Below are 21935 nucleotides of genomic sequence, written 5' to 3' on the forward strand. Positions count from 1 at the left end.
GACATCGCGCGGCGGCGCCCACCGGTCAGACGGAGAAGTACTTCGCCTCGGGGTGGTGGAAGACGAACGCGTCGGTCGACTGCTCGGGATGCAGCTGCAGCTCTTCGCTGAGTTCGACACCCATTCGCTCGGGGCGCAGGAGCTCGACGACCTTGCGCCGATCCTCCATCTCGGGGCACGCGGGGTAGCCGAGCGAGAAGCGCGCGCCGCGATACTCGAGCTTGAACAAGCCCGCGGTGTCGGCGGGATCCTCGCCGGCGAAACCGAGCTCGGAACGGATGCGCGCGTGCCAGAACTCGGCGAGCGCCTCGGTCAGCTGCATCACCAGTCCGTTGAGCTCGTAGTAGTCGCGGTACTTGTCCTCGGCGAAGAGCTTCGCGGTCACGGTGTCGATGTGGGCGCCGGCGGTCACGAGCTGCACGGGCATCACGTCGACCTTCCCCGACTCGCGCGAGCGCACGAAGTCGGCCAGGCACAGGTGCCGGTCACGGCGCTGACGCGGGAAGTGGAACCGCAGCCGCTCCGAGCCGAGCTCGCCGCCCGAGCCGCCGTCGGGAGCCAGCAGGCCCGCCGTTCCCAGCGCACCGGCGGCGTCGTCGCCGTGATGAAGCACCACGACGTCGTCGCCCTCCGACACCACGGGGAAGAACCCGTACGCGACCGACGCGTCGAGCATGCCCTCGGCCAGGATCCGGTCGAGCCAGTAGCGCAGCCGCGGCCGGCCCTCGGTCTCGACGAGCTGCTCGTACGAGAGGCCGTCCTCGCCGCGTCCGGGCTTGAGTCCCCATTGCCCCATGAACGTCGCCCGCTCGTCGAGGAACGCGGCGTAGTCGGCGAGCGCGATGCCGCGGACGATGCGGGTGCCCCAGAACGGCGGCACCGGAACGGGATTGTCGGATGCCACGTCCGAACGCGCGGGCATCGCCTCGGGCTCGGTGAGGGTCAGCTGCGATCCGGCACGGTGGATGCGCTTCTTGAGGGGGGGCAGCCCGACCGAGTCGGGCGCGGCGCCGCGCGCGATCTTCACGAGCGGTTCCATGAGCGTGAGGCCCTCGAACGCATCCTTCGCGTATCGCACCTCGCCGTCGAACAGGCTCGCAAGGTCGTCCTCGACGTAGGCGCGCGTGAGCGCCGCGCCGCCGAGGATCACCGGCCACTTGGTGCCGAGGCCGCGGGAACGGAGCTCTTCGAGGTTCTCCTTCATCACCACGGTGGACTTGACGAGCAGGCCCGACATGCCGATCACGTCGGCGTCGTGCTCCTCGGCCGCAGCGATGATGTCGGAAATCGGCTGCTTGATGCCGAGGTTGACGACGTCGTAACCGTTGTTGGTGAGGATGATGTCGACGAGGTTCTTGCCGATGTCGTGCACGTCGCCTCGCACCGTCGCGAGGATGATGCGGCCCTTGCCCGAGGCATCCGCCTTCTCCATGTGCGGTTCCAGGAGCGCGACCGCCGTCTTCATGACCTCGGCCGACTGCAGCACGAACGGCAGTTGCATCTCGCCCGAGCCGAACCGCTCGCCGACGATCTTCATGCCCTCCAGCAGATGGTCGTTGATGATCTGCAGCGCGCTGAGGCCGCCCTCGCGGGCGAGGTCGAGGTCGCCCTCCAGTCCCTTGCCCTCGCCGTCGATGATGCGGCGCTCGAGGCGCTGGCCGACCGGGAGCGCGGCGAGCTCCGCCGCCCGCTGGTCGCGGAGGGCGGCCGTGTCGACGCCCGCGAAGAGATCGAGCATGCTCGCGAGCGGGTCGTAGGTGATGTTGCCGTCGGCGTCGTACTCACGGCGATCCCACACGAGGTCCAGGGCGACCTGGCGCTGCTCGTCCGAGATCGAGGCGAGCGGCACGATCTTCGCGGCATCGATGATGCCGGACGTGAGGCCGGCCTCGACGGCTTCGTGCAGGAACACCGAGTTCAGCACGCTCCGCGCCGCCGGATTGAGACCGAACGACACGTTCGACACGCCCAGGGTCGTGTTGATGCCCGGGTACTTCGCCGAGATCTCGCGGATGGCCTCGATCGTCTCGATCGCGTCGCGGCGGGTCTCCTCCTGACCGGTGGCGATCGGGAACGTGAGCGCGTCGACGATGATGTCGCTCACCCGCATGCCCCACACACCGGTCAGCTCGTCGATGAGGCGCGAGGCGATGCGCACCTTATCGGGAGCGGTGCGCGCCTGCCCCTGCTCGTCGATCGTGAGGGCGATGACGGCGGTGCCGTGCTCTTTCACGAGCGGCATGATGCGGCCGAAACGACTGGCCGGGCCGTCGCCGTCCTCGTAGTTGACCGAGTTGACGACGGGGCGCCCGCCGATCAGCTCCAGTCCCGCGGCGATCACGGCGGGCTCGGTGGAGTCGATCACCAACGGCAGGGTCGAGGCGCTCGCGAACCGCGACACGATCTCGCGCATGTCGGCGGAGCCGTCGCGGCCGACGTAGTCGGTGCAGACGTCCAGCAGATGCGCGCCGACGCGGGTCTGGTTGCGCGCGATCTCGACGCAGTCGTCCCACCGGCCTTCGAGCATGGCCTCACGGAACGCCTTGGATCCGTTCGCGTTGGTGCGCTCGCCGATCGCGAGGTACGAGGCATCCTGATCGAACGGCACATGCTGGTACAGCGACGAGACACCGGGATCGACGTCGGTGACACGTGCCTCGCGGCCGAGCTGGCGGTACGGGGCGAGCCGCTCCACGACCGCCCCCAGATGCTCGGGCGTCGTGCCGCAGCATCCGCCCACGAGACCCAGCCCGAACTCGCGCACGAACTGCTCGTGCGCCGTGGCGAGCTCGACCGGCGACAGCGGATAGTGCGCGCCGTTCGCACCCAGCACCGGGAGGCCCGCGTTGGGCATGCACGCGATCGGCACCGCGGCGTGCTTGGAGAGATGCCGCAGATGCTCGCTCATCTCGGTCGGCCCGGTCGCGCAGTTGAGACCGATCGCGTCGACGCCGAGCGGCTCGAGCGCCGTCAGCGCCGCGCCGATCTCGCTGCCCATCAGCATCGTGCCGGTCGTCTCGACGGTCACCTCGACGAAGATGGGCAGACGGATGCCGCGGCTCACGATCGCCTGCTTGCACGCGTTGACGGCGGCCTTGGTCTGCAGGAGATCCTGCGAGGTCTCGACGAGGAACGCATCGGCGCCGCCGTCGATGAGGCCCTCGGCCTGCAGGGCGAAGGTCTGCTTGAGGTTGTCGTACGTCGTGTGGCCGAGGCTCGGAAGCTTCGTGCCGGGGCCCATCGATCCCAGTACCCAGCGCATCCGTCCGTCGATCGCCTCGGCCGCCTCGACGCGCTCCCGCGCGATGCGCGCGCCGATCTCGGCGAGCTCGGCGATGCGGTCCTCGATGCCGTAGTCGCCGAGGTTCGACCAGTTCGCGCCGAAAGTATTGGTCTCGACGGCATCGACACCGACCTCGAGATACGCGTCGTGGATCGCTCCGACCACGTCGGGTCGGGTGACGTTGAGGATCTCGTTGCACCCCTCGAGGCCTGCGAAGTCGCCGTCGATCGACAGATCGTAGCGCTGCAGCATCGTTCCCATCGCGCCATCGGCGATGACGACGCGCGAGCGCACGGCATCGAGCAGCTGCTGCGCGCGGGAGGTGCGGGGAACGCCGTCGATGTCGAGGGCGAACCGGGGCTCGAGAAGGGGACCGGTCACCCCGCGATTTTAGTCTCTGGTCGGGGCCGACGCGGGCCGGGTGTCACGCGTTCTTCGCGTCGCGCCACCGCAGCCATGACCGCACCAGGTGGTAATCCCAGTCCGGGCCGTGGAAACCGAGGGTGAACAGGCGCACGCCCGAGTCGTACAGTTCGTCGGCGAAGTCCTGCCCGCGCTGGTGGAGCTCGTTCGAGATCACGAGGTTCGACGTGTCGCGCTCCTCGCGCTCGGCCCACCGCTCGATGACCTCGAGCTTGTGGGCGATCTCGCCGGGGCGCACGAAGCTGTGCCAGATGTCGGCGTGGCGGGCGACGAGGCGCAGCGTCTTCTGCTCGCCTTTGCCTCCGATCATGACCGGGATCTCGCGTGTCGGCGCGGGGTTGAGGCTCTGCCAGCGCGTCTCGATGCGCTCGAGCCCGGCCGCAAGGTCGTCGAGCCGGGAGCCGGCGGTGCCGAACTCGTACCCGTACTCCTCGTAGTCGCGCGCGAACCAGCCCGACCCCGTCGCGAAGATGAATCGGCCCTGGCCGCCGTTCTTCGCCGAGATGTGGTCGATGGTGCGGGCCATGTCGGCCTGCAGGTCGGGGTTGCGGTAGCTGTTGCAGTTGACGAGGGCGCCGAACTGGACCCGCTCGGTCTGCTCCGCCCACGCGGCGAGCATGGTCCACGACTCGAAGTGCATCCCGTCGGGATCGCCCGAGAGCGGGAAGAAGTGATCCCAGTTGAACAGGATGTCCACGCCCATGTCTTCGAGGCGGCGGACGGCATCGCGGAACGCGGCATACGGGGCGTGCTGGGGTTGCAGCTGCACGCCGAGGCGCACCGGAGTATCGACGAGGGGCATGGAATCAGCCTATGGCTGCCCCGGCAGGGCGGAGCCGGCGGGTGACATGGCGGGAAGCGGATGCCGAAGGCCACGGCATCCGCTTCGCTCTCCGCCTCAGCGCGCCCGGCGAGCCTTCAGGAACGCGTCGATCGTGTCCCACGCCGCGATCGCGACGATGCCGAACCCGAAGAGCGTCGTGACCACGGTGTCGACGGTCTGCGCAGAATCCGCCGGGATCACCGCCGCGAAGAACTCCGGATTGATGAGCTGCTGCTGCGTGAGCAGCCACACCGCCGGGACGGCGATCGCCAGGTTGAGGATCGCGTTCACCGTCGCCGAGGCGAGATCCCACCGGCCCTTCGCATGGACGTAGACCGCCAGGAGCGCCTCGAGCACCATGAGGACGAACAGCGCGCCGATCCACCAGGGCCAGAGGCCCGGCGCGAGGAACGGCATCCACCCGCCATGCTCTGCGAGGTAGACGACCCCGACGAAGTGATCCCACAGGATCGCTCCGGCCGCGACGGCGAGGAAGACCAGCGATGCGACGAGGTCGCTCAGCCCGGTGCCCTTCTGCTTCGGCTCGGGGAGCTGATCGAGCGTCCATTCGCCGACGAATCCGACGTCGGCGCCGCGGCTGGATCGCTCGACGATGAAGAAGACGAGCGTCGTCCAGAATCCGATGTGCACGATGACGGCGATCACCACGCTGACCACCGTGCCGATCGTCTCGCCGATGCCGGCGCCGGCGAGCACCTGGCCGAGTGCGACGCCGAACGCGGCGCAGATCGGCACGATCGCCCAGAGGAGCTTGGTGAGTCGCCACCAGGTGAGGAAGTAGCGCGGCCCGATCAGCCACAGCGGCCGGTCGGTGTACTGCGCGGCCAGCTTGTCGGGATCGCCGAGGTCGGTGAGCACCGCTCGCTCCGCCGTTTCGGGGGCGAGCCCGTCCGCGATCCTCGCCTCGATCTGGTCGTCGATCGACCCTCGCAGCTCGGCGGCGAGATCCGCCCGCTGGGCTTCGGGTACGGTCCGCATCGCCGCGTCGACGTAGCGGTCGGTGAGAGTGGTGGGGGGCATGTCAGTCCTCCTGGGGAAGGATCGCGATCGCCGCGGCGATCGCACGGAAGTCGTCGGTGAGAGCCGTAGCCAGTCGCGCGCCTGCCGGGCTCGTGCGGTAGAACTTGCGGGGCCGCGCCTCGTCGGTGTTCCACTCGCTCGTGAGGTGCCCCTGCTTCTCGAGGCGTCGCAGCAGCGGATACAGCGTGTTCGCATCGGTGGGAAAGCCGCGCTGTCCCAGCTCTTCCAGAAGCCCGTACCCGTAACCGGGCGTCTCGAGCAGCCGCAGGCACGCCAGGACGGTGGTGCCGCGGCGCAGTTCCTGCAGGTGCGTTTCGAGCGCTTCGGATTCACTCATGCTTCACACTGTACTGTGTGTCACACACTATAGTCAATGGCACATCACAGTGATACCAACGATGTTGGTTTCAGGCGCCGTTCGGCCGGCCGCAAGTGGCTTGAGCGGCCGCCACGCCCCGCTCAGACTCGGGGAATGGTCTTCGTCGGCTACCACGCCTCTCACGAGCAACTGCCTCCCAGCGCACTCCTGCGCGCCGTCATCGATGCCGAGCAGTCCGGATTCGACGGGGCGATGTGCTCGGACCATCTCGCGCCCTGGGGCGTTCGGCAAGGCGAGTCCGGATTCGCCTGGTCGTGGCTGGGCGCGGCGCTCGCGAGCACGTCGTTCTCGATCGGCGTCGTCACTGCCCCCGGCCAGCGGTACCACCCCGTCGTGATCGCGCAGGCGATCGCGACGCTCGAGGAGATGTTCCCCGGACGCTTCTGGACGGCGCTCGGCAGCGGCGAGGCGATGAACGAGCACGTCACCGGGGATCCGTGGCCCTCGAAAGGCGACCGCGACGCCCGACTCGACGAATCGCTGCAGGTGATGCGGGCTTTGCTGGCCGGTGACGAGGTCACCCACGACGGTCACGTGCGCGTGCACCGTGCACGGGTGTGGTCGCTCCCCTCGGCAACGGCGCCGCTGCTCGGCGCCGCGGTGAGCGCAGAGACGGCGGCGCGGCTGGCGGGGCGCGTCGACGGACTGGCCACCGTCGCCCAGGACCCGGCCGCGCTCCGCCGGGTGGTCGATGCCTACCGGTCGAACGGCGGCGAGGGTCCGTGCGTGCTCCAGGTGCACCTGTCGCTGGCGGAGACGGATGCCGCGGCCCTCGCGCTCGCGAAGGACCAATGGCCGAACGGACTCATCGGACCGCCGCGCGCGTGGGACTTCGACCAGCCCGAGGACTTCGACGCGGCCGTCGCCGACCCCGACGAGGGCGAGCTGCGGCGGGCCGTCCTCGTGGACGCGGATGCCTTCACCCTCGCGGAGCGCATCGCCGACCTGGCGCGCATCGGGTTCGACCGCGTCTACCTGCACCACGTGGGCAAGGATCAGCGCGAATTCCTCGACCGCGCCCACTCCGAGCTGCTCCCCACCCTGCGGAGGAAGCTGTGAAGATCACCGATACGAGTGACCTGTGGTGGAAGACGAGCGTCATCTACTGCCTCGACGTCGAGACGTACCTCGACCACGACGGTGACGGGATCGGCGACTTCGCCGGGCTGGCGCACCGCATCGACTACCTCGCCGACCTCGGCGTCACCTGCCTGTGGCTGATGCCCTTCTACCCGACAGCGGACCGCGACGACGGATACGACGTCACCGACTTCTACGGGGTGGATCCCCGGCTCGGATCGCACGGCGATCTGGTCGAGGTCGTGCGCTCGGCACGGGACCGCGGCATCCGTGTGATCGTGGACCTGGTCGTCAACCACACGTCTGACCGGCATCCGTGGTTCGTCGCGGCGCGCCGATCGCGGTCGTCGCGCTTCCGGGACTTCTACGTCTGGCGCGACGAGCCTGCGGCGAACAACGTCAACACGGTGTTCCCCGGCGAGGAGAAGACGCTGTGGGAGCTCGACGAGAAGAGCGGCCAGTACTACCTGCACACGTTCTACCGGCACCAGCCCGACCTCAACATCGCCCACCCGTCGGTGCGCGACGAGATCGCGAAGACGATCGGGTTCTGGCTGCAGCTGGGCATCTCCGGCTTCCGTGTCGACGCCGTGCCCTTCCTGATCGAGGTGCCCGAAGGAGCGGAGTTCGCCGACCCTCACGAGTACCTCCGAGACCTGCGTCGGTTCCTTAGGCGCCGGTCGCGCGAAGCCGTCCTCCTCGGCGAGGTGAATCTTCCCTACCGCGACCAGCTCGCGTACTTCGGAGGCGACAAGGGCGAGGAGCTCACGCTTCAGTTCGACTTCATCGGCATGCAGGCGCTGTATCTCTCGCTGGCCCGCTCCGATCCCCGACCGCTCGAAAAGGCTCTCCGCGCACGGCCGACGATCGCGCCGGAGGCGCAGTGGGCGAACTTCGTGCGCAACCACGACGAGCTCACGCTGGACAAACTCACCGAAGCGGAGCGGCAAGAGGTGTTCGAAGCCTTCGCCCCCGACGAGAGGCAGCGCGTGTACGACCGCGGCATCACCCGCCGACTTCCGACGATGCTCGCCGGCGACCCTCGACGGATCCGCATGGTCTACAGCCTGCTCTTCTCGCTCCCTGGGGTGCCCGTGCTCTTCTACGGAGAGGAGATCGGGATGGGCGAGAACCCCGACACCGCGGGCCGCCTGGCGGTCCGCTCGCCGATGCAGTGGAGCGATGATCGCAATGGCGGCTTCTCCGACGCAGCGCCCTCACGGCTCGCCGCGCGGCCCCCCGAAGGCGGGTACGGCCCGCGGCACGTCAATGCCTCCGACCAGCTCAACGACGAGAACTCGCTCCTGCACTTCGTCCGCCGGCTGGCCGCCCGGTATCGGATCTCGCCCGAGATCGGCTGGGGCGAGGTCGAACTCCTCGACCACGAGGCATCCGCCGTGCTCGCGCATTCGGTGCGCGCCGACGTCGGCCGGATGATCGCGCTCCACAATTTCGCCGACGAACCGGCGCGGGTGCGGTTCGCGCTGCCGGACGAGGTCGAGGGGACCGAATTGAGCGACCTCTTCAGTCAGGATCGGCTTCCGCTCGGCGCGCGCGGGGCGATCGAGATCGATCTGCCGCCGTACGGCTGGCGCTGGCTGCGAGTCGCCCGGCCCGGTGACGGAAGGATCGGCTGACCCGGATGCTCCACCCCCTTCCGCCGCGCCCGCCCGGCAGCATGACGAAGAGGAGACATGGGGGCATGATCGAGGCGTGAGCACCTCGACACCTCTCCCCTCGCTCGACGACCTCCTCGCAACGGCCCGGGTCGTCGCCCTGCCGCTGGTGACGCGCTTCCGCGGCATCGACGTGCGCGAGGCGGTGCTGTTCGAGGGTCCGCAGGGCTGGACCGAGTTCTCGCCGTTCGCCGAATACGGCGACACGGAGGCCTCGACCTGGCTCGCTGCGGCGATCGACTTCGGATGGATGCCGCAGCCCGCGGCCGTGCGGAACTCGATCGCCGTGAACGCCACCGTGCCGGCAGTGGACGCGGCATCCGTTCCCGGTGTGCTCGCGCGATTCGACGGCTGTCGCACCGCGAAGGTCAAGGTCGCCGAGGCCGGTCAGCGCCTGGCCGACGACATCGCGCGTGTGCGTGCGGTGCGCGAGGCGATGGGGCCGGAGGGGCGCATCCGCGTCGATGCGAACGGCGGATGGAACGTCGACGAGGCCGAGCACGCGATCCACGCACTGGCCGAATTCGACCTCGAGTACGTCGAGCAGCCGTGCACGAGCGTCGACGAACTGATCGAGCTGCGCCGGCGGGTGAAGTACATGGGCATCCCGATCGCCGCGGACGAGAGCGTGCGCAAGGCCGAGGATCCCCTCGCCGTCGCGCGTGCAGGTGCCGCGGATCTGCTCGTCATCAAGGCGCAGCCGCTCGGCGGCGTGCGCCGCGCCCTCGACATCGTCGCTGCGGCGGGGCTGCCCGCGGTGGTCTCCAGCGCCCTCGACACCTCGGTCGGGCTGTCTATGGGCGTGGCCCTGGCGGCGGCCCTCCCCCAGCTCGACTACGACTGCGGGCTGGGCACGGCGTCACTGTTCACCGCGGATGTCGCCGATCCCACCCTCGTGCCGCGCGGCGGCGCACTGCCCGTCGGCCGCGTGGCGCCGAACCCGGATCTGCTCGACGCCCGCGCGGCATCCGATGAGCGTCGGCAGTGGTGGCTCGCCCGTCTCGAGCGGTGCTTCGACATGCTCGGCGACGAGGGCCCTGCCGGGCTCTGAACTCGTCGAGGACCGGGCAACGGCCGGGTCGCTCAGCGCGGGGCGGGGAATTCGAGGATCAGCTGCGCGACGCGCGCGAGCTCCTCATTGATGCGCCGGCGAACCTGCACGTCATCGAGACCGGCCATGACGGCGCGCACCGCCGCCCCTTCCCACACCGTCAGCATGAGGCGGGCCGCCTCGGCGGCAGGCAGGCGGAACCGCAGCATGCCCGCGTCGCCGATGTCGGCGATGATCTGCGTGACGCTGACCAGCATCTCGTCCTCCTGCGCGAGGTACGCCGCCGCGAGGGCGGGCGTGCGCAGCGCGTGGATGCGGATCTCATTCATCAGCAGCACGCTGAGCCGGTCATCGGGAGAGACGTCCAGGACACTCTGCACGATCTCGAGCGCATCGGTGGCCACGCGATCGAGCGCACCTTCGCATTCCAGCGCGGCCACGCGCGTACGCACCGCGTCGACCCGCTGGCGGGCGACGGCACCGACGAGCTCGAGGAACAGCTCGTCCTTGGAGTCGAAGTTGGAGTAGAACGCACCGCGCGTGAATCCGGCGCGCTCGCAGATCGCCTCGACGGATGCCGCGTCCAGGCCGACTTCGGCGAAGACCAGGGTGGCGGCATCCAGCAGCTTCTGCCGCGTGGCCTCGCGACGCCGTGATGTGACGGCCGTATCGCTCATCGGATCCTCCTCTCCCCTCCGTCAGTTTCACACGGACCATTCAGGTTCGGGCGGCCAACCCGCCCTACGATACACTCATGTATCCGATACAGCGCTGTATCGATCGTTCTGATCACCCGTGAACCCGGAGGCGCTGTGTCGACTCTTCTGTATGCGCTCGGCCGCTGGTCGTACCGCCACCCGTGGCGAGTGCTGGTCGGATGGCTGCTGCTGCTCGGCGTCGCTCTCGGCCTCGCGGCGCCGAACCTGACCGGCACCGATAACTCCTTCTCGATCCCCGGGACCGAGGCGCAGGAGGGCATCGAACTGCTCGCCCGCAGTTTTCCGCAGGCGAGCGGCACGAGCGCGCAGCTCGTGATCGTCGCGGCCGACGGCGACACCGTCGACGTCGACCCGTACGCGTCGGCGATCGGCGAAACGGTCTCGCACCTCGAAGACCTGGACGGCGTCATCGCCGTGACCGATCCGTTCAACGAGATGGTGACGGGCCTCGTGTCTGACGACGAGTCGGCCGCGATCATCCGGCTGCAGTTCGACGGGCAGGCGACGGATGTCTCCGACGAGACGCTGACGGAGCTGGAGGGCGTCGCGACCGATCTGCACGAATCGCTTCCCGGTGGATCGCAGGTGGCCATGGGCGGCGATCTGTTCTCGACCTCGGTTCCCGCGCTGTCGCTCATCGAGGCCGTCGGTGTCCTGATCGCTCTCTTCGTGCTGATCGTCACGTTCCGCTCGTTCGCGGTGGCATGGTTCCCGCTCGTCTCCGCGCTCATCGGCGTCGGCCTGGCGATCGCGCTCATCTTCGTCGCCACCGTGTTCGTGTCGGTGTCGTCGACCACCCCGATGCTCGCGATCATGCTGGGGCTCGCCGTCGGCATCGACTACGCACTCTTCATCGTCGCGCGACATCAGGATCAAGTGCGCGACGGCGTCGCGCCCGAGGAATCCGCCGCGCGCGCGACCGGCACGGCGGGCTCGGCGGTCGTCTTCGCCGGCGTCACCGTGCTCATCGCCCTCGTCGGCCTGAGCTTCGCCGGCATCCCGTTCCTCACGACGATGGGCATCGCGGCCGCAGTCGCCGTCGCGATCGCCGTGGTCGTCGCGATCACGCTCACCCCCGCCCTCCTCGGGTTCTCGAAGGGTCGCGTGGTGGGATGGGGCTACGGCAAGAAGCGTCGCGGCGTGCCGCTCGCCGCTCGCCGCGCGAGCGCCGAGGACACGGACGCCTCCTCCGTCGACGAGCGCGCGGGAGAGCCCGCCACCACCCCGACGGGGCACACCGCGAAGAAGCCCAACCGCTGGGTCATGCTCGTGACGAAGCACCCGTGGGTCACCTCGATCGCGGTCGTGCTCACACTCGGCATCATGGCGATCCCTGCCGCGAGCCTCACGCTCGCCCTGCCGAACGCGGGCGTGCAGCCCGAGTCGAGCCAGGCGCGCCAGGCCTACGATCTGACCGCCGAGCACTTCGGACCGGGTGCGAACGGGCCTCTCATCATGACCGGCACGATCGTCACGTCGACCGACCCGCTCGGACTCATGGCCGACCTCGCCGACGAGATCGAGCAGGTCCCGGGCGTCAAGCAGATCGCGCTCTCGACCCCGAACGAGACCGCCGACACCGGGCTGATCCAGATCGTGCCCGAGACCGGGCCCGACGACCCCGCCACGGCCGAGCTGGTGCGGGCTCTGCGCGACCTCGCCCCGCAGCTCGAGGACGAGTACGGCATCGACCTCAAGGTCACCGGCTTCACCGCGGTCGGCATCGACATCTCCGATCGCCTCGGCGCCGCTCTCGTGCCGTTCGGCGTCTTCGTGGTCGGACTGTCCCTGGTGCTGCTGATGATCGTGTTCCGCTCGGTCTGGGTGCCGATCAAGGCGGCGCTGGGCTACCTGCTGTCGGTGGCCGCATCGTTCGGCGTCGTCGCCGCGGTGTTCGAGTGGGGTTGGCTCGCCGATGTCCTGCACGTGACCCGCACGGGACCCGTGATCAGCTTCATGCCGATCATCCTGATGGGCGTGCTGTTCGGGCTCGCGATGGACTACCAGGTCTTCCTGGTCAGCCGTATGCGCGAGGACTACGTCCATGCCCGCCGCGCGGCCGCGGGGCACCCGACGCGCAGCGATCGCGACATCGCGGTCGGCGCCGTCCGATCGGGGTTCACCGCCTCGGCACGGGTCGTCAGCGCAGCGGCGATCATCATGTTCGCGGTGTTCGCCGCGTTCGTGCCCGAAGGCGACGCGTCGATCAAGCCCATCGCACTGGGGCTCGCCGTCGGCATCGCCGTCGACGCATTCCTGGTGCGCATGACGCTGGTTCCGGCGGTCATGGCGCTCCTCGGCGACAAGGCGTGGTGGATGCCGCGCTGGCTCGAGCGCATCCTCCCCCACTTCGACATCGAGGGCGAGGCCGTGGAACGCGAACTGGCGCTGGCGGACTGGCCCGAGCCCGACACGACGGTCGCCGTCGTCGGCGAGAAGGTCGCCGTGCGTGCCGACGGCGGGCGCGCAGCGGGCGAGGTCGTGCTCTTCGAGGATGCCGCCTTCCGCGTCGAGCGCGGCGGCACCCTCATCGCCACCGGCGATCCCCGCGCGGCGCGGGCATTCGCGCTGGCCGTCGCAGGCCGCCTCCCCACCTCGGACGGGCGCCTGCGCGTCGCCGGGCACCTCCTTCCCGAACGCGGAGCCTGGGTGCGCGCCCACGTCGGCGTCGCACTCCTCGGCGAGGCCGAGGATCGCGTGCAGGCCCTACGCCGCGCCCTCGCCGGCCGCGCCACCCTCGTGGTGATCGACGGCGTCGACACGCTCGACGCCGCCGAGCGCGACCAGGCCGCCGCGCTGCTGCGGGACGCCGCCGATGTCCTGCGGGAGCGTGCGGGCGACCTCGATGCACCGACCGCGACCCTCACCCTCGTCGTCACCGCGCGATCCGAGAGCGCGGCCCTCGCGCTGCTCGCCGACGCGCACCGCCCCGATGTGACCGCGATCGCGCTTCAGGCCGGAACCCTTCAGACCGCCACCACCGCAGAGGTGACCGCATGACCTCCACTCAGCCGACCCTTCCCATCGAGCGATCCCGGTCCCGCCGGCCCGTCACCTGGCTGACGCTGATCGGCGTCCTCCTGCTGCCCGTGGTGATCGGGGGCATCCTCGTCGCCGCGCTGTACAACCCGGTCGAGCGCCTCGACAATCTCTCCGCGGCGATCGTGAACGAGGACGAGCCCGTCACGATCGACGATCAGGTCATTCCGCTGGGCCGCCAGCTCACCGCGGGCCTGGTCGAAGGATCCGACGAACTCGAGAGCAACCTCGACTGGACGATCTCCAATGCCGAGGACGCAGCATCCGGTCTCGCCGACGGCACGTACGCGGCCGTCATCACCATTCCCGCGAACTTCTCGGCCGCGGCGACCTCGACCGCACCGGGCTCGACGCCCGAGCAGGCGACCATCCAGGTGACCACGCCGCCCGACAGCCTCGTCGTCGACGACGCCATCACCGCGCAGGTGGCGGCCGCGGCCGCCTCGACGATGGGTACGCAGCTTTCCACGATCTATCTCGAGAACGTCTTCCTCGGCTTCACCACGCTCGGCGAGCAGCTCGGCACCGCCGCAGACGGCGCAGCGCAGCTCGCGGACGGCGCGACTCGAGCGGCGGAGGGCGCGTCGGCCCTCCCCGACGGCATCTCGCAGCTGGCCGACGGCAACGCGCAGCTGGCGGACGGTGCATCCCAGCTCGCCGGCGGCGCCGGCCAGCTCGCCGGCGGTGCATCGTCGCTGCAGACCGGCCTGACGACGATCGCGGGCAAGACGCGTGAGGCCGCCGGTGGAGCGCAGCAGCTCGCCGACGGCGTGAACGCCGGGGCCGCTCAACTCGAGCAGACCGGCCTCGTGCCCGACCAGGTCTCGGGTGTCGCGGCGCAGTCCGCGCAGGCCGCCGCCGGAGTGCTCGCGATCGCGCAGGGGTGCATCGCGAGTGGCGCGACGCAGTCGTACTGCGACACGCTCGTCGGCGCCGCGACGGGAGCGGATGCCGCCGCCACGGGCACGGCAGGAGCCCTCACCGCCTTCGACACCGCGGCCACCGCACAGTTCGCGGCGCAGTTCCGCGAGATCGGGACAGGCGTCGCCACGCTGAGCAGCGGGCTGAGCCAGCTCGCGGGCGGCATCGACCAGTCCGCGGCGGGAGCCGGTCAGCTCGCGGGCGGCGTCATCGGAATCCAGGACGGCGCCAACGGTCTCGCGACCGGATCCTCGCAGCTCGCCTCAGGAGCCGACCAGGCCGCCGACGGCGCCACGAGCCTCGCCGACGGCATCGCGCAGCTGGCTGATGGCACGACGGAGCTTGCGAACGGGCTGGCTACGGCATCCGACGCCATCCCGTCGTACACCGACGACGAGGCTACCGACCTCGCGACGGTCGTCGCCGATCCGGTCGCCGCGACCGGCGTCGGGTCGTCGCTGTTCGGCGCCTCGGCGGTTCCTCTGCTGGCGACGCTCTCGCTGTGGTTCGGCGGCCTCGGCACGTTCATCGCGTTGCAGGCCGTCTCGCGACGCGCGCTCACCTCACGGACACCCTCGGCGCTGCTCGCGCTGCGCTCCTACGCGCCGGCCGCAGGAATCGGTGCGCTGCAGGGCCTGCTCGTCGCAGGTGTCGTACAGCTGGCCGCATCGTTCTCGTGGGCGGAATGGTCGGCGTTCGCCGTCGTCGCGGTGGTCGCCGGCATCGCGTTCGCCGCCGTCAACCAGGCGCTCGTCGCTGTCTTCGGCGGCGCAGGACGGTGGGTGTCCGCGCTCATCGGCGTACTGGCCGTGGCCACCGGCGTCGTCTCGACGGTTCCGGGAGTGCTCTCGGGCATCGCATCGCTCATGCCGACGGCCCCCGCGTACAACGGAATGGTCGCCGCCCTCACGTCGGCGAACGGACTCGGCGCGGCGCTGGCCGGTCTGGTGATCTGGACGCTGCTCGGACTTGCGACGACCGTCATCGTCGTCGCCCGCCGTCGCAGCACATCGGCTCGGGCGCTCCTGAAGGCGACACCGGTCACCGCCTGAGGCGCAGTCGCATGAAGCCCGGCCGATCCGTCGGCCGGGCTTCATCGTTCCCGGACGGGGGCTTGCCCTGACGCCCGCTCGCCACCATGATCATCGCGTGGCCGCCGAATCGTCCGAACCCCCGTCCCCGACCGGATCCGCGCGGCTCCCGCCGCGGTGGTTCATCCGCGCCGCGTGGGTCGTGCATCGCGCGATCTACAACGTGTCGGGCGGCAGGCTGGGCCTTCGCAGGCCGACCCCGAGGGTGTGGGGCATGATGCGCCTGCACACCGTCGGGCGCCGCTCGGGCACGGCACGCATCGCGATCGTGGCGTACTTCGAAGACGGGGCGAACCTCGTCACGATGGCGATGAACGGCTGGGGTCAGCCGCCGCCGGCGTGGTGGCTGAACCTGCAGGCTCGGCCCGAGGCATCCGTCGACCTTCCCGAAGGGGCGCGTGACGTCGTCGCCCGCGAGGCGAACGGCGAAGAGCGCGAACGACTCTGGGCCGTCTTCCGCACGCTCGAAGGAGGCGACGACCTCGATGCGCACGCGGCCACACGCGAGCGCGAGACGCCGATCGTCGTGCTGGAGCCCGCCGCCGCGAAGCCCTGAGCGCATCGAGCGACCTGGCACGCCACCACCCCTCGCCTTCGCCCGGCGTCGAGGGCGCCCGGCCGCTACAGGTGTGCGCGAACGATCGCCAGCAGGGCGTCGTGGGTGGGGGCATCCGCCGCGATGACGAGGCCGCGGCCGGCGCGGAGCGGACCTCCCTCGAGATCTGTGACGACGCATCCGGCTGCTTCGCACAGCGCGATTCCGGCCGCGTAATGCACGTTGTCACCGAACGAGCCGACCGCACCGTCCGAGACGTAACCCGCGCGACGACCCGAAGCGACCCAGGCGACCGCCAGTGTCGACGAGATCACACGCGGGCCGAACGCGGCGCGCAATCGCGCATCCGCGACGAGCGCGCCCCCGATGAACTTCCGGTCGAGGGGACCATCGCAGTTGACATCGACGAGCCGTGACACCGCGCACGGTGCGAGGTGCCGGTCCTGCCCGGCTCGGCGCTCGAACGATCCCGTGCCATCGGTCCAGAGGATCCGCTCGGCGAGGGGATCCACCACGGCGGCTGCCATCACCTCGGCCTGATCCGTCAACGCCACATTGACAGCGACCAGCGGGGTGCCCGCGGCGAAGTTCAGGGTCCCGCAGAGCGGGTCCACGAGCCATCGCCGAGAGCTCCGGCTGCCTTCGATCAGCCCCACTTCCTCACCACGGACGGCGTCATCGGGGCGCTCCCGACGAAGCACGTCGAGGATCGCCCGCTCCGCGTCGATGTCGGTCTGCGTCGCGAAGTCGATCCCCCGCTTCGCGTAGCGGGCATGCACTCCCGCGTAGTCCCGGCGAACCACCGCACCGCCCGCCTGTGCGGCGAGCACGGCGACTTCGGCGTCGCTCGGCCCCATCGACTCAGCTCAGGCCCGAATAGGCGTGCAGGCCCTTGAAGAACATGTTCACGATCGTGAAGTTGAAGATCACGGCGGTGAACCCGATGATCGACAGCCACGCCGAGCGCGAGCCGCGCCAGCCGCGCGTGGCGCGGGCGTGGATGTAACCGGCGTAGAGCACCCAGATCACGAAGGTCCAGACTTCCTTCGTGTCGAAGCCCCAGTACCGGCCCCACGCGTCGTTGGCCCAGATGGATCCCGCGATGAGCGTGAACGTCCAGAAGATGAAGCCGAGGATCGCGAAGCGGTAGGCGAGCGACTCGAGCGCGTCGGTGCCGGGAAGGGTCTTGAGGAATCCGGGACCGGTCTTCCGCGCGCTCGCGAGGGCCGCGGCATCCGCCCCCTCCGCCGTGGCGCGCGCCAGAGCGAGCGTCTTGCGCTCCCGCCTCGCCTGCATGAGCTGCAGCACCGACAACCCGAAGGCGAGGGCGAACAGCGCCGTTGCGAGAGAGGCGACGAAGACGTGGATGACCAGCCACACCGACTTGAGCGGATCCATGAGCGGGACGATCTCGGTGTAGAACCAGATCGCGGTTCCGCCGAGCAGCATCACGACGAGCCCCGTGATGAACGTTCCGAGGAAGCGCAGGTCGTAGCGGAAGAGCACGCCGAGGTACACCGCGACCACGAGCAGGGTTCCGGTGAGGGCGAACTCGTACATGTTCGACCACGGCACGCGCCCGGCGGCGATGCCGCGGGTGACGTCGCCACCGAGATGGAACAGGAACGCGAGCACCGTCAGAGAGGTGCCGATCCGCGCCCACACCAGCCGCTCGCGACTGCCGATCGGGGCGTTGAGGGCCGCCTCGGACTTCTTCTCCTGCGCACGCACCGCATCGATCGACTCGCTGCCGCGCCCGCCACCGGCCAGTGCGAGCTCTCGCGCGCGCACGGCCTGTGCAGCGGCATCCTTGGCATCGACGGCGACGGCACCGCGACGCGCGAGATCGACCGCGTAGGCGATGAACGCGAGGGCATAGACCGCGATCGCCGTCCAGACCAGCAGCACCGAGACCGAGTCGAGCGTGAGGGCAGAGGATTCGGGCATGGCTCTCAGTCTACGTCGGGGGTCGAAACGGGCTGCCGAGTCTCGGCGAGCCGCAGCCCATCGAGGTGGCGCGTGGCGAATTGCTCGACCGCGGCATCCAGCGTCGGGTCCTCGCCGCGTGCCAGCCCGGCGTATTCCAGCTGAACCGTGCCACCCTGCGGGGTCGCCTTCACCCACATGCGCCGCCGGGGAACGAACAGCGCGGCCAGCAGGCCCGCGGTGGCGAGCGCGGCGAACACCAGCACCCACGTGGCCGCGGTGTCGCGGTGGACCGAGAGCGACACATAGCGCTTGACCGACCCGTCATAGCCGGTCGCGCCGGCCGGGGCGTCGTTCTCGAACGTGATCGTGCCGCGTCCGCCGGGCAGGTCCGCGGTCTCGCCCGGGGCCAGCTCGATCGACTCGACGTCGGTGCCGCGCCCGGCGAGCTTCTCCATTTCGGAGGTGTCGAGCGTGTACACCGACCGCGGCGTGCCGCCGTCGATGCCGAGATCGCCCACATACACGTCGAGCGAGACCACCGGATTGATCAGCGCAGGGTAGCTGGATGCGAACGCGCCGGTGCTGAGCGGCGCCTGCGTCGGATAGAAGAAGCCGACGAGCCCCATCTGCTCGTCGAGACCGTCGGGCACCTTGACGACGCCGAGCGAGGTCATGTTGGTGTCCTGCGGCAGGAACGGCACCGATTCCGAGAAGACGACATCGCCGTCGGCGTTTCGGATCGTCAGGGTCGGAGCGTAGCCGTTGCCCATGAGGTAGATCCGGTCGCCTGCCATGTCGAGGGGATGGTTCACCCGCACCTCGCCGGTCTGCGGATCCTCCCCGGCAAGCTGGGTGGTGAGGTTGGCGACGAAGTTGCCCGCTTGCCCCGCGCCCTGGACTCCGCTGGGCTGATAGGTGACGTCGAACCGGTCGAGCGTGAGCGCGTACGGCGTCAGCGCATCCTCGTCGACGAAGCGACCGGGGTTGAACGAGGTGTAGTCCAGGAGGGTGTTGACCCACGTGCGACCCTCGATGATGACCGTCTGGCCGGTGTGGGTGAAGCCGCCGCCGATACCCACCGCGAGCAGCACGCCGACCAGCGACGCGTGGAAGACGAGGTTGCCGGTCTCACGCAGATATCCGCGCTCGGCCGAGACCGACAGCGTGCCGCGCGCGTCGTAGCGCTCGACGCGATACCCGGCCTTCTTCAGCTGCTGCTCCGCGGCCTCGATGGCGGACTCGGCCGCGGCTGCGGCATCCGACTCATGGTCGAGCTCGAGCGTCTCGGCGCGATGCACGTCCAGCCGCGACAGCCGCGCCGGGGTACGCGGGGGCTTCGCACGCAGCGCCTTCCAGTGGTGCCTGGTGCGCGGGATGACGCAGCCGACCAGCGAGATGAACAGCAGGATGTAGATCGCCGAGAACCACGGCGACGTGTACACGTCGAACATGCTCAGGTTCTCGAGGATCGGCGCGAGGTCGGGGTTGTTCGCGAAGTACTGCGTGACACCGTTGGGGTCGGCGCTGCGCTGCGGCACCAGCGAACCCGGCACCGCGGCGATCGCGAGCAGGAGCAGCAGTACGAGCGCGGTGCGCATCGACGTCAGCTGGCGCCAGCCCCAGCGCAGCCATTCGACGAATCCGAGTCGCGGCTGGGTGATGTCGGATGCCTCTCCGCGGCTGTCGCCAGGGACGGGGCCGGCAGGAGAATCGGCGTGATCGGCGGGGCGGAGCGGGTCGGATGCGGCGTCGCCCGAGCCCGACGACTCGCCGGTCGATTCGTCAGAGGGGCGCCGGGACACTCGCGAACACCCCCTGCAGTTGAGCCATGATCGCGGTCCACACGCCGGTCACCATGAGAAGTCCGAGCACGATGAGCAGTCCGCCGCCGATCAGGTTGACGACACGGATGTGGCGGCGCACGAACGATACCGAGTTCGTCGCCCAGCCGAAGCCGAGGGTGAGGAGGAGGAAGGGGATGCCGAGGCCCAGCGAGTACGCGACCCCCAGAAGGGCCGCGCGGGCGGCCGAGCCGGAATCGAACGCCATCGTGAGGATGACAGCGAGCGTCGGGCCGATGCACGGCGCCCACCCGATGCCGAGCGCGATGCCCAGGAGCGGCGCCCCGACGAGGCCGAGGCTGGAGCGCACCTGCGGACGCGCGATGCGCTGCGCGAGTCCGAAGAGCCCCATGAACACGAGGCCCATGGCGATGATGAGCACGCCGAGGATGCGCGTGATGAGGTCTGCGTACTCCAGCAGGAAGCGGCCGAGCGTTCCTCCGAGCATCGCGATGCTGACGAAGACGACCGTGAAGCCGGCGATGAACAGCAGCACGCCCAGCAGCAGTCGGCCGCGCGTCGGCGCGGCCGTCGGCGCGGCTGCGCCGCCGGCCGCGGCAGCCGTCGAGGAATCGGGCCGGACGGACGATCCCGGCCCGTCGACGCCGGAGATCACCGGGATCTCCTGATTCTTCGACGCTCGTGTGCGGGAATCGACGGGCCGCGGCGCGACGGCGCCGCCGATGAAGCCGAGGTAGCCGGGAACGAGCGGCAGCACGCACGGCGAGAGGAACGAGACGAGGCCCGCGAGCACGGCGATCGGGATCGCGACCAGCAGCGACCCGTCCGCGACGAGTGCACCGAGATTCACGCCTCCTCCAGTGCGTCGCGGACGAGAGCCTCGAGGATCGAGGCGTCATCGAGCTGCCCGATGACCCGCGCCGCCACGCGCCCCTCGCGATCGAGGACGAGGGTGACCGGCACTGCGTTGAGAGGAGTCTGCCCCGCGAACGCGAGCTTGATGGAGCCGTCGACCGTTGTGAGCGCACTGGGGTAGGTCACGCCGTACTTCTCGGCGAACGCGCGAGATGCCTCCGCACCGTCGTAGAGGTTCACACCGAGGAACGACACCTCTTCGCCGTCGAACGCTTCGTGGGCGTCTTCGAGCTCGGGCGCCTCGACCCGGCACGGAGCGCAGGCTGCGTACCAGAAGTTCACGACCAGGACCTCGCCGAGGTAGTCGGCGCTCGAGGCGCTGCCCCCGACGTCGAGCACGCCCTCGAACTCGATCGGCTCGGTGCGCTCGCTCTGGGGAATCTCGTCCACACGCTGACCGCTCGCCGCGATGAACCCCTTGTTCGAGCCTTCGCGGTACTGGTCGGCGAGGGGGTCGGCGGTGCACGCGGCGAGTCCCGCGATCATCACGATCGCCAGCAGAGCGGATGCCGCAGCCCGCAGTCTCCGCACCTTCGAGCTGCGCGCGTCGACAGCCTCAGCGCTCGATCCGATCCTCATACCGCCCCCACATCCACCGCGCCGGCCGTCGACGCCGGCTCGGCGTACGCGGTCTCGGTCCACTTCCCGTCGACCATCTCGAAGCTCGTCACGCTCGACAGCGCGCAGCGCCGCGCGCGGGGGTCGTGCCGCAACGGCAGCCCGGCGACGGCCAGATGCGTGATCCAGATGGGGAGCTGGTGCGACACGATGACGACGTCACCCGAGTCCGCCGCCTCCCACGCCTGCGTCATGGCGGCGTTCATGCGCCCCACCACGTCCGCGTACGGCTCGCCCCAGCTCGGAAGCGCGGGCTTGCGAAGGTGGCGCCAGTTCCAGGGGTTGAGGACGGCGCGCACCATGCGCTTGCCCTCGAAGACGTTGGTCGGCTCGATCACGCGCTCGTCGATCACCGGCTCGCTGCCGAAGAGCTCCTCGAAAGGCTCGGCCGATTCACGAGTGCGCTGCAGCGGCGAGCAGACGAGGGCTGCGACGGGACGCTGCATCGCGTGCACGTATTCGGCCGCCTGCCGCGCCATCTTGCGTCCGTCGGCGCTCAGCCCGAACCCGGGGAGTCGGCCGTAGAGCACGCGGCGGGGGTTGTGAACCTCTCCATGGCGCACGAGATGGAGGCGATCGGCGGGCACGC

The 21935-nt window shown here is 69.8% G+C and carries 17 protein-coding genes; 6 read left to right on the forward strand and 11 right to left on the reverse strand.

The genetic code is table 11. The annotated features are described in order from the left end of the window. Positions 1-25 precede the first annotated feature (25 nt). The 4 genes from metH to KEC57_RS03865 all read right to left on the reverse strand — a co-directional run bounded on the left by metH (position 26) and on the right by KEC57_RS03865 (position 5907). Positions 26-3664, reverse strand: a complete 3639-nt coding sequence (gene metH / locus KEC57_RS03850) for a methionine synthase (RefSeq protein ID WP_229383200.1) — start codon at positions 3662-3664, stop codon at positions 26-28. Between the two features lie 43 nt (positions 3665-3707). Further along, complete coding sequence (locus KEC57_RS03855; protein WP_229383201.1) at positions 3708-4508, reverse strand: LLM class F420-dependent oxidoreductase; 801 nt, start codon at positions 4506-4508, stop codon at positions 3708-3710. Positions 4509-4604: 96 nt separating this feature from the next. Continuing rightward, positions 4605-5570 carry a permease prefix domain 1-containing protein gene (locus KEC57_RS03860; protein WP_229383202.1) on the reverse strand — a complete coding sequence of 322 codons (966 nt, stop codon included), beginning with the start codon at positions 5568-5570 and terminating at the stop codon, positions 4605-4607. Position 5571: 1 nt separating this feature from the next. Beyond that, positions 5572-5907, reverse strand: coding sequence for a PadR family transcriptional regulator (locus KEC57_RS03865; RefSeq protein WP_229383203.1), 336 nt, complete (start codon positions 5905-5907; stop codon positions 5572-5574). A 135-nt stretch (positions 5908-6042) separates the two neighbouring features. Here KEC57_RS03865 and KEC57_RS03870 point away from each other — a divergent pair, with 135 nt between their 5' ends. From KEC57_RS03870 to KEC57_RS03880, 3 genes are all read left to right on the forward strand, one after another. After that, on the forward strand, positions 6043-7008 hold the full coding sequence (locus KEC57_RS03870; protein WP_229383204.1) for a TIGR03885 family FMN-dependent LLM class oxidoreductase: 966 nt from the start codon (positions 6043-6045) through the stop codon (positions 7006-7008). After that, positions 7005-8666: an alpha-amylase family protein gene (locus KEC57_RS03875; RefSeq protein WP_229383205.1), complete on the forward strand. Its 1662-nt coding sequence runs from the start codon at positions 7005-7007 to the stop codon at positions 8664-8666. The genes KEC57_RS03870 and KEC57_RS03875 overlap by 4 nt, the downstream gene beginning before the upstream one ends. A 76-nt stretch (positions 8667-8742) precedes the next feature. Next, entirely contained in the window at positions 8743-9756 is a 1014-nt protein-coding gene (locus tag KEC57_RS03880; protein WP_229383206.1) for an o-succinylbenzoate synthase, read from the forward strand. 32 nt (positions 9757-9788) lie between these two features. On the opposite strand, the gene KEC57_RS03885 is transcribed toward KEC57_RS03880, so the two are convergent. Further along, positions 9789-10433 carry a TetR/AcrR family transcriptional regulator gene (locus KEC57_RS03885; RefSeq protein WP_229383207.1) on the reverse strand — a complete coding sequence of 215 codons (645 nt, stop codon included), beginning with the start codon at positions 10431-10433 and terminating at the stop codon, positions 9789-9791. Positions 10434-10568: 135 nt separating this feature from the next. On the opposite strand from KEC57_RS03885, the gene KEC57_RS03890 reads away from it, so the two are divergent. From KEC57_RS03890 to KEC57_RS03900, 3 genes are all read left to right on the forward strand, one after another. Beyond that, entirely contained in the window at positions 10569-13475 is a 2907-nt protein-coding gene (locus KEC57_RS03890; protein ID WP_229383208.1) for an MMPL family transporter, read from the forward strand. Continuing rightward, positions 13472-15487, forward strand: coding sequence for a YhgE/Pip domain-containing protein (locus tag KEC57_RS03895; protein ID WP_229383209.1), 2016 nt, complete (start codon positions 13472-13474; stop codon positions 15485-15487). The genes KEC57_RS03890 and KEC57_RS03895 overlap by 4 nt, the downstream gene beginning before the upstream one ends. A gap of 97 nt (positions 15488-15584) precedes the next feature. Beyond that, positions 15585-16082 (forward strand): nitroreductase/quinone reductase family protein, encoded by a 498-nt coding sequence (locus tag KEC57_RS03900; RefSeq protein ID WP_229383210.1) that lies wholly within the window; start codon positions 15585-15587, stop codon positions 16080-16082. 65 nt (positions 16083-16147) lie between these two features. Here the strand turns inward: KEC57_RS03900 and KEC57_RS03905 are convergent, their stop codons facing one another. Genes KEC57_RS03905 through KEC57_RS03930 form a run of 6 tightly spaced genes read right to left on the reverse strand, consistent with a single transcriptional unit; the run spans position 16148 to position 21933 of the window. Then, positions 16148-16939 carry an inositol monophosphatase family protein gene (locus KEC57_RS03905; RefSeq protein WP_229383211.1) on the reverse strand — a complete coding sequence of 264 codons (792 nt, stop codon included), beginning with the start codon at positions 16937-16939 and terminating at the stop codon, positions 16148-16150. A 4-nt stretch (positions 16940-16943) separates the two neighbouring features. Beyond that, the gene (ccsB, locus tag KEC57_RS03910) at positions 16944-18029 is read right to left on the reverse strand and encodes a c-type cytochrome biogenesis protein CcsB (RefSeq protein ID WP_229383212.1); all 1086 of its coding nucleotides are present in this window, start codon (positions 18027-18029) and stop codon (positions 16944-16946) included. Positions 18030-18034: 5 nt separating this feature from the next. After that, a complete protein-coding gene (gene resB / locus KEC57_RS03915) occupies positions 18035-19813 on the reverse strand; it encodes a cytochrome c biogenesis protein ResB (RefSeq protein ID WP_229383213.1) in 1779 nt (592 codons plus the stop codon). Beyond that, the gene (locus KEC57_RS03920; protein ID WP_308187566.1) at positions 19794-20663 is read right to left on the reverse strand and encodes a cytochrome c biogenesis CcdA family protein; all 870 of its coding nucleotides are present in this window, start codon (positions 20661-20663) and stop codon (positions 19794-19796) included. Before KEC57_RS03920 ends, resB begins: the two co-directional genes overlap by 20 nt. Further along, positions 20660-21307: a TlpA family protein disulfide reductase gene (locus KEC57_RS03925; protein WP_229383214.1), complete on the reverse strand. Its 648-nt coding sequence runs from the start codon at positions 21305-21307 to the stop codon at positions 20660-20662. Before KEC57_RS03925 ends, KEC57_RS03920 begins: the two co-directional genes overlap by 4 nt. Beyond that, entirely contained in the window at positions 21304-21933 is a 630-nt protein-coding gene (locus KEC57_RS03930; protein WP_229383215.1) for a histidine phosphatase family protein, read from the reverse strand. The genes KEC57_RS03925 and KEC57_RS03930 overlap by 4 nt, the downstream gene beginning before the upstream one ends. Positions 21934-21935 lie beyond the last annotated feature (2 nt).

The sequence above is a fragment of the Microbacterium allomyrinae genome (assembly GCF_020682705.1).
GTDB lineage: Bacteria > Actinomycetota > Actinomycetes > Actinomycetales > Microbacteriaceae > Microbacterium > Microbacterium allomyrinae.

What these genes read in the sequence shown, in the direction of transcription:
- KEC57_RS03865 (WP_229383203.1), bottom strand. Translation starts at nt 5,907, where the DNA reads ATGAGTGAATCCGAAGCGCTCGAAACGCACCTGCAGGAACTGCGCCGC.
- KEC57_RS03870 (WP_229383204.1), top strand. Translation starts at nt 6,043, where the DNA reads ATGGTCTTCGTCGGCTACCACGCCTCTCACGAGCAACTGCCTCCCAGC.
- KEC57_RS03925 (WP_229383214.1), bottom strand. Translation starts at nt 21,307, where the DNA reads ATGAGGATCGGATCGAGCGCTGAGGCTGTCGACGCGCGCAGCTCGAAG.
- KEC57_RS03860 (WP_229383202.1), bottom strand. Translation starts at nt 5,570, where the DNA reads ATGCCCCCCACCACTCTCACCGACCGCTACGTCGACGCGGCGATGCGG.
- ccsB (WP_229383212.1), bottom strand. Translation starts at nt 18,029, where the DNA reads ATGCCCGAATCCTCTGCCCTCACGCTCGACTCGGTCTCGGTGCTGCTG.
- KEC57_RS03885 (WP_229383207.1), bottom strand. Translation starts at nt 10,433, where the DNA reads ATGAGCGATACGGCCGTCACATCACGGCGTCGCGAGGCCACGCGGCAG.
- KEC57_RS03905 (WP_229383211.1), bottom strand. Translation starts at nt 16,939, where the DNA reads ATGGGGCCGAGCGACGCCGAAGTCGCCGTGCTCGCCGCACAGGCGGGC.
- KEC57_RS03895 (WP_229383209.1), top strand. Translation starts at nt 13,472, where the DNA reads ATGACCTCCACTCAGCCGACCCTTCCCATCGAGCGATCCCGGTCCCGC.
- KEC57_RS03855 (WP_229383201.1), bottom strand. Translation starts at nt 4,508, where the DNA reads ATGCCCCTCGTCGATACTCCGGTGCGCCTCGGCGTGCAGCTGCAACCC.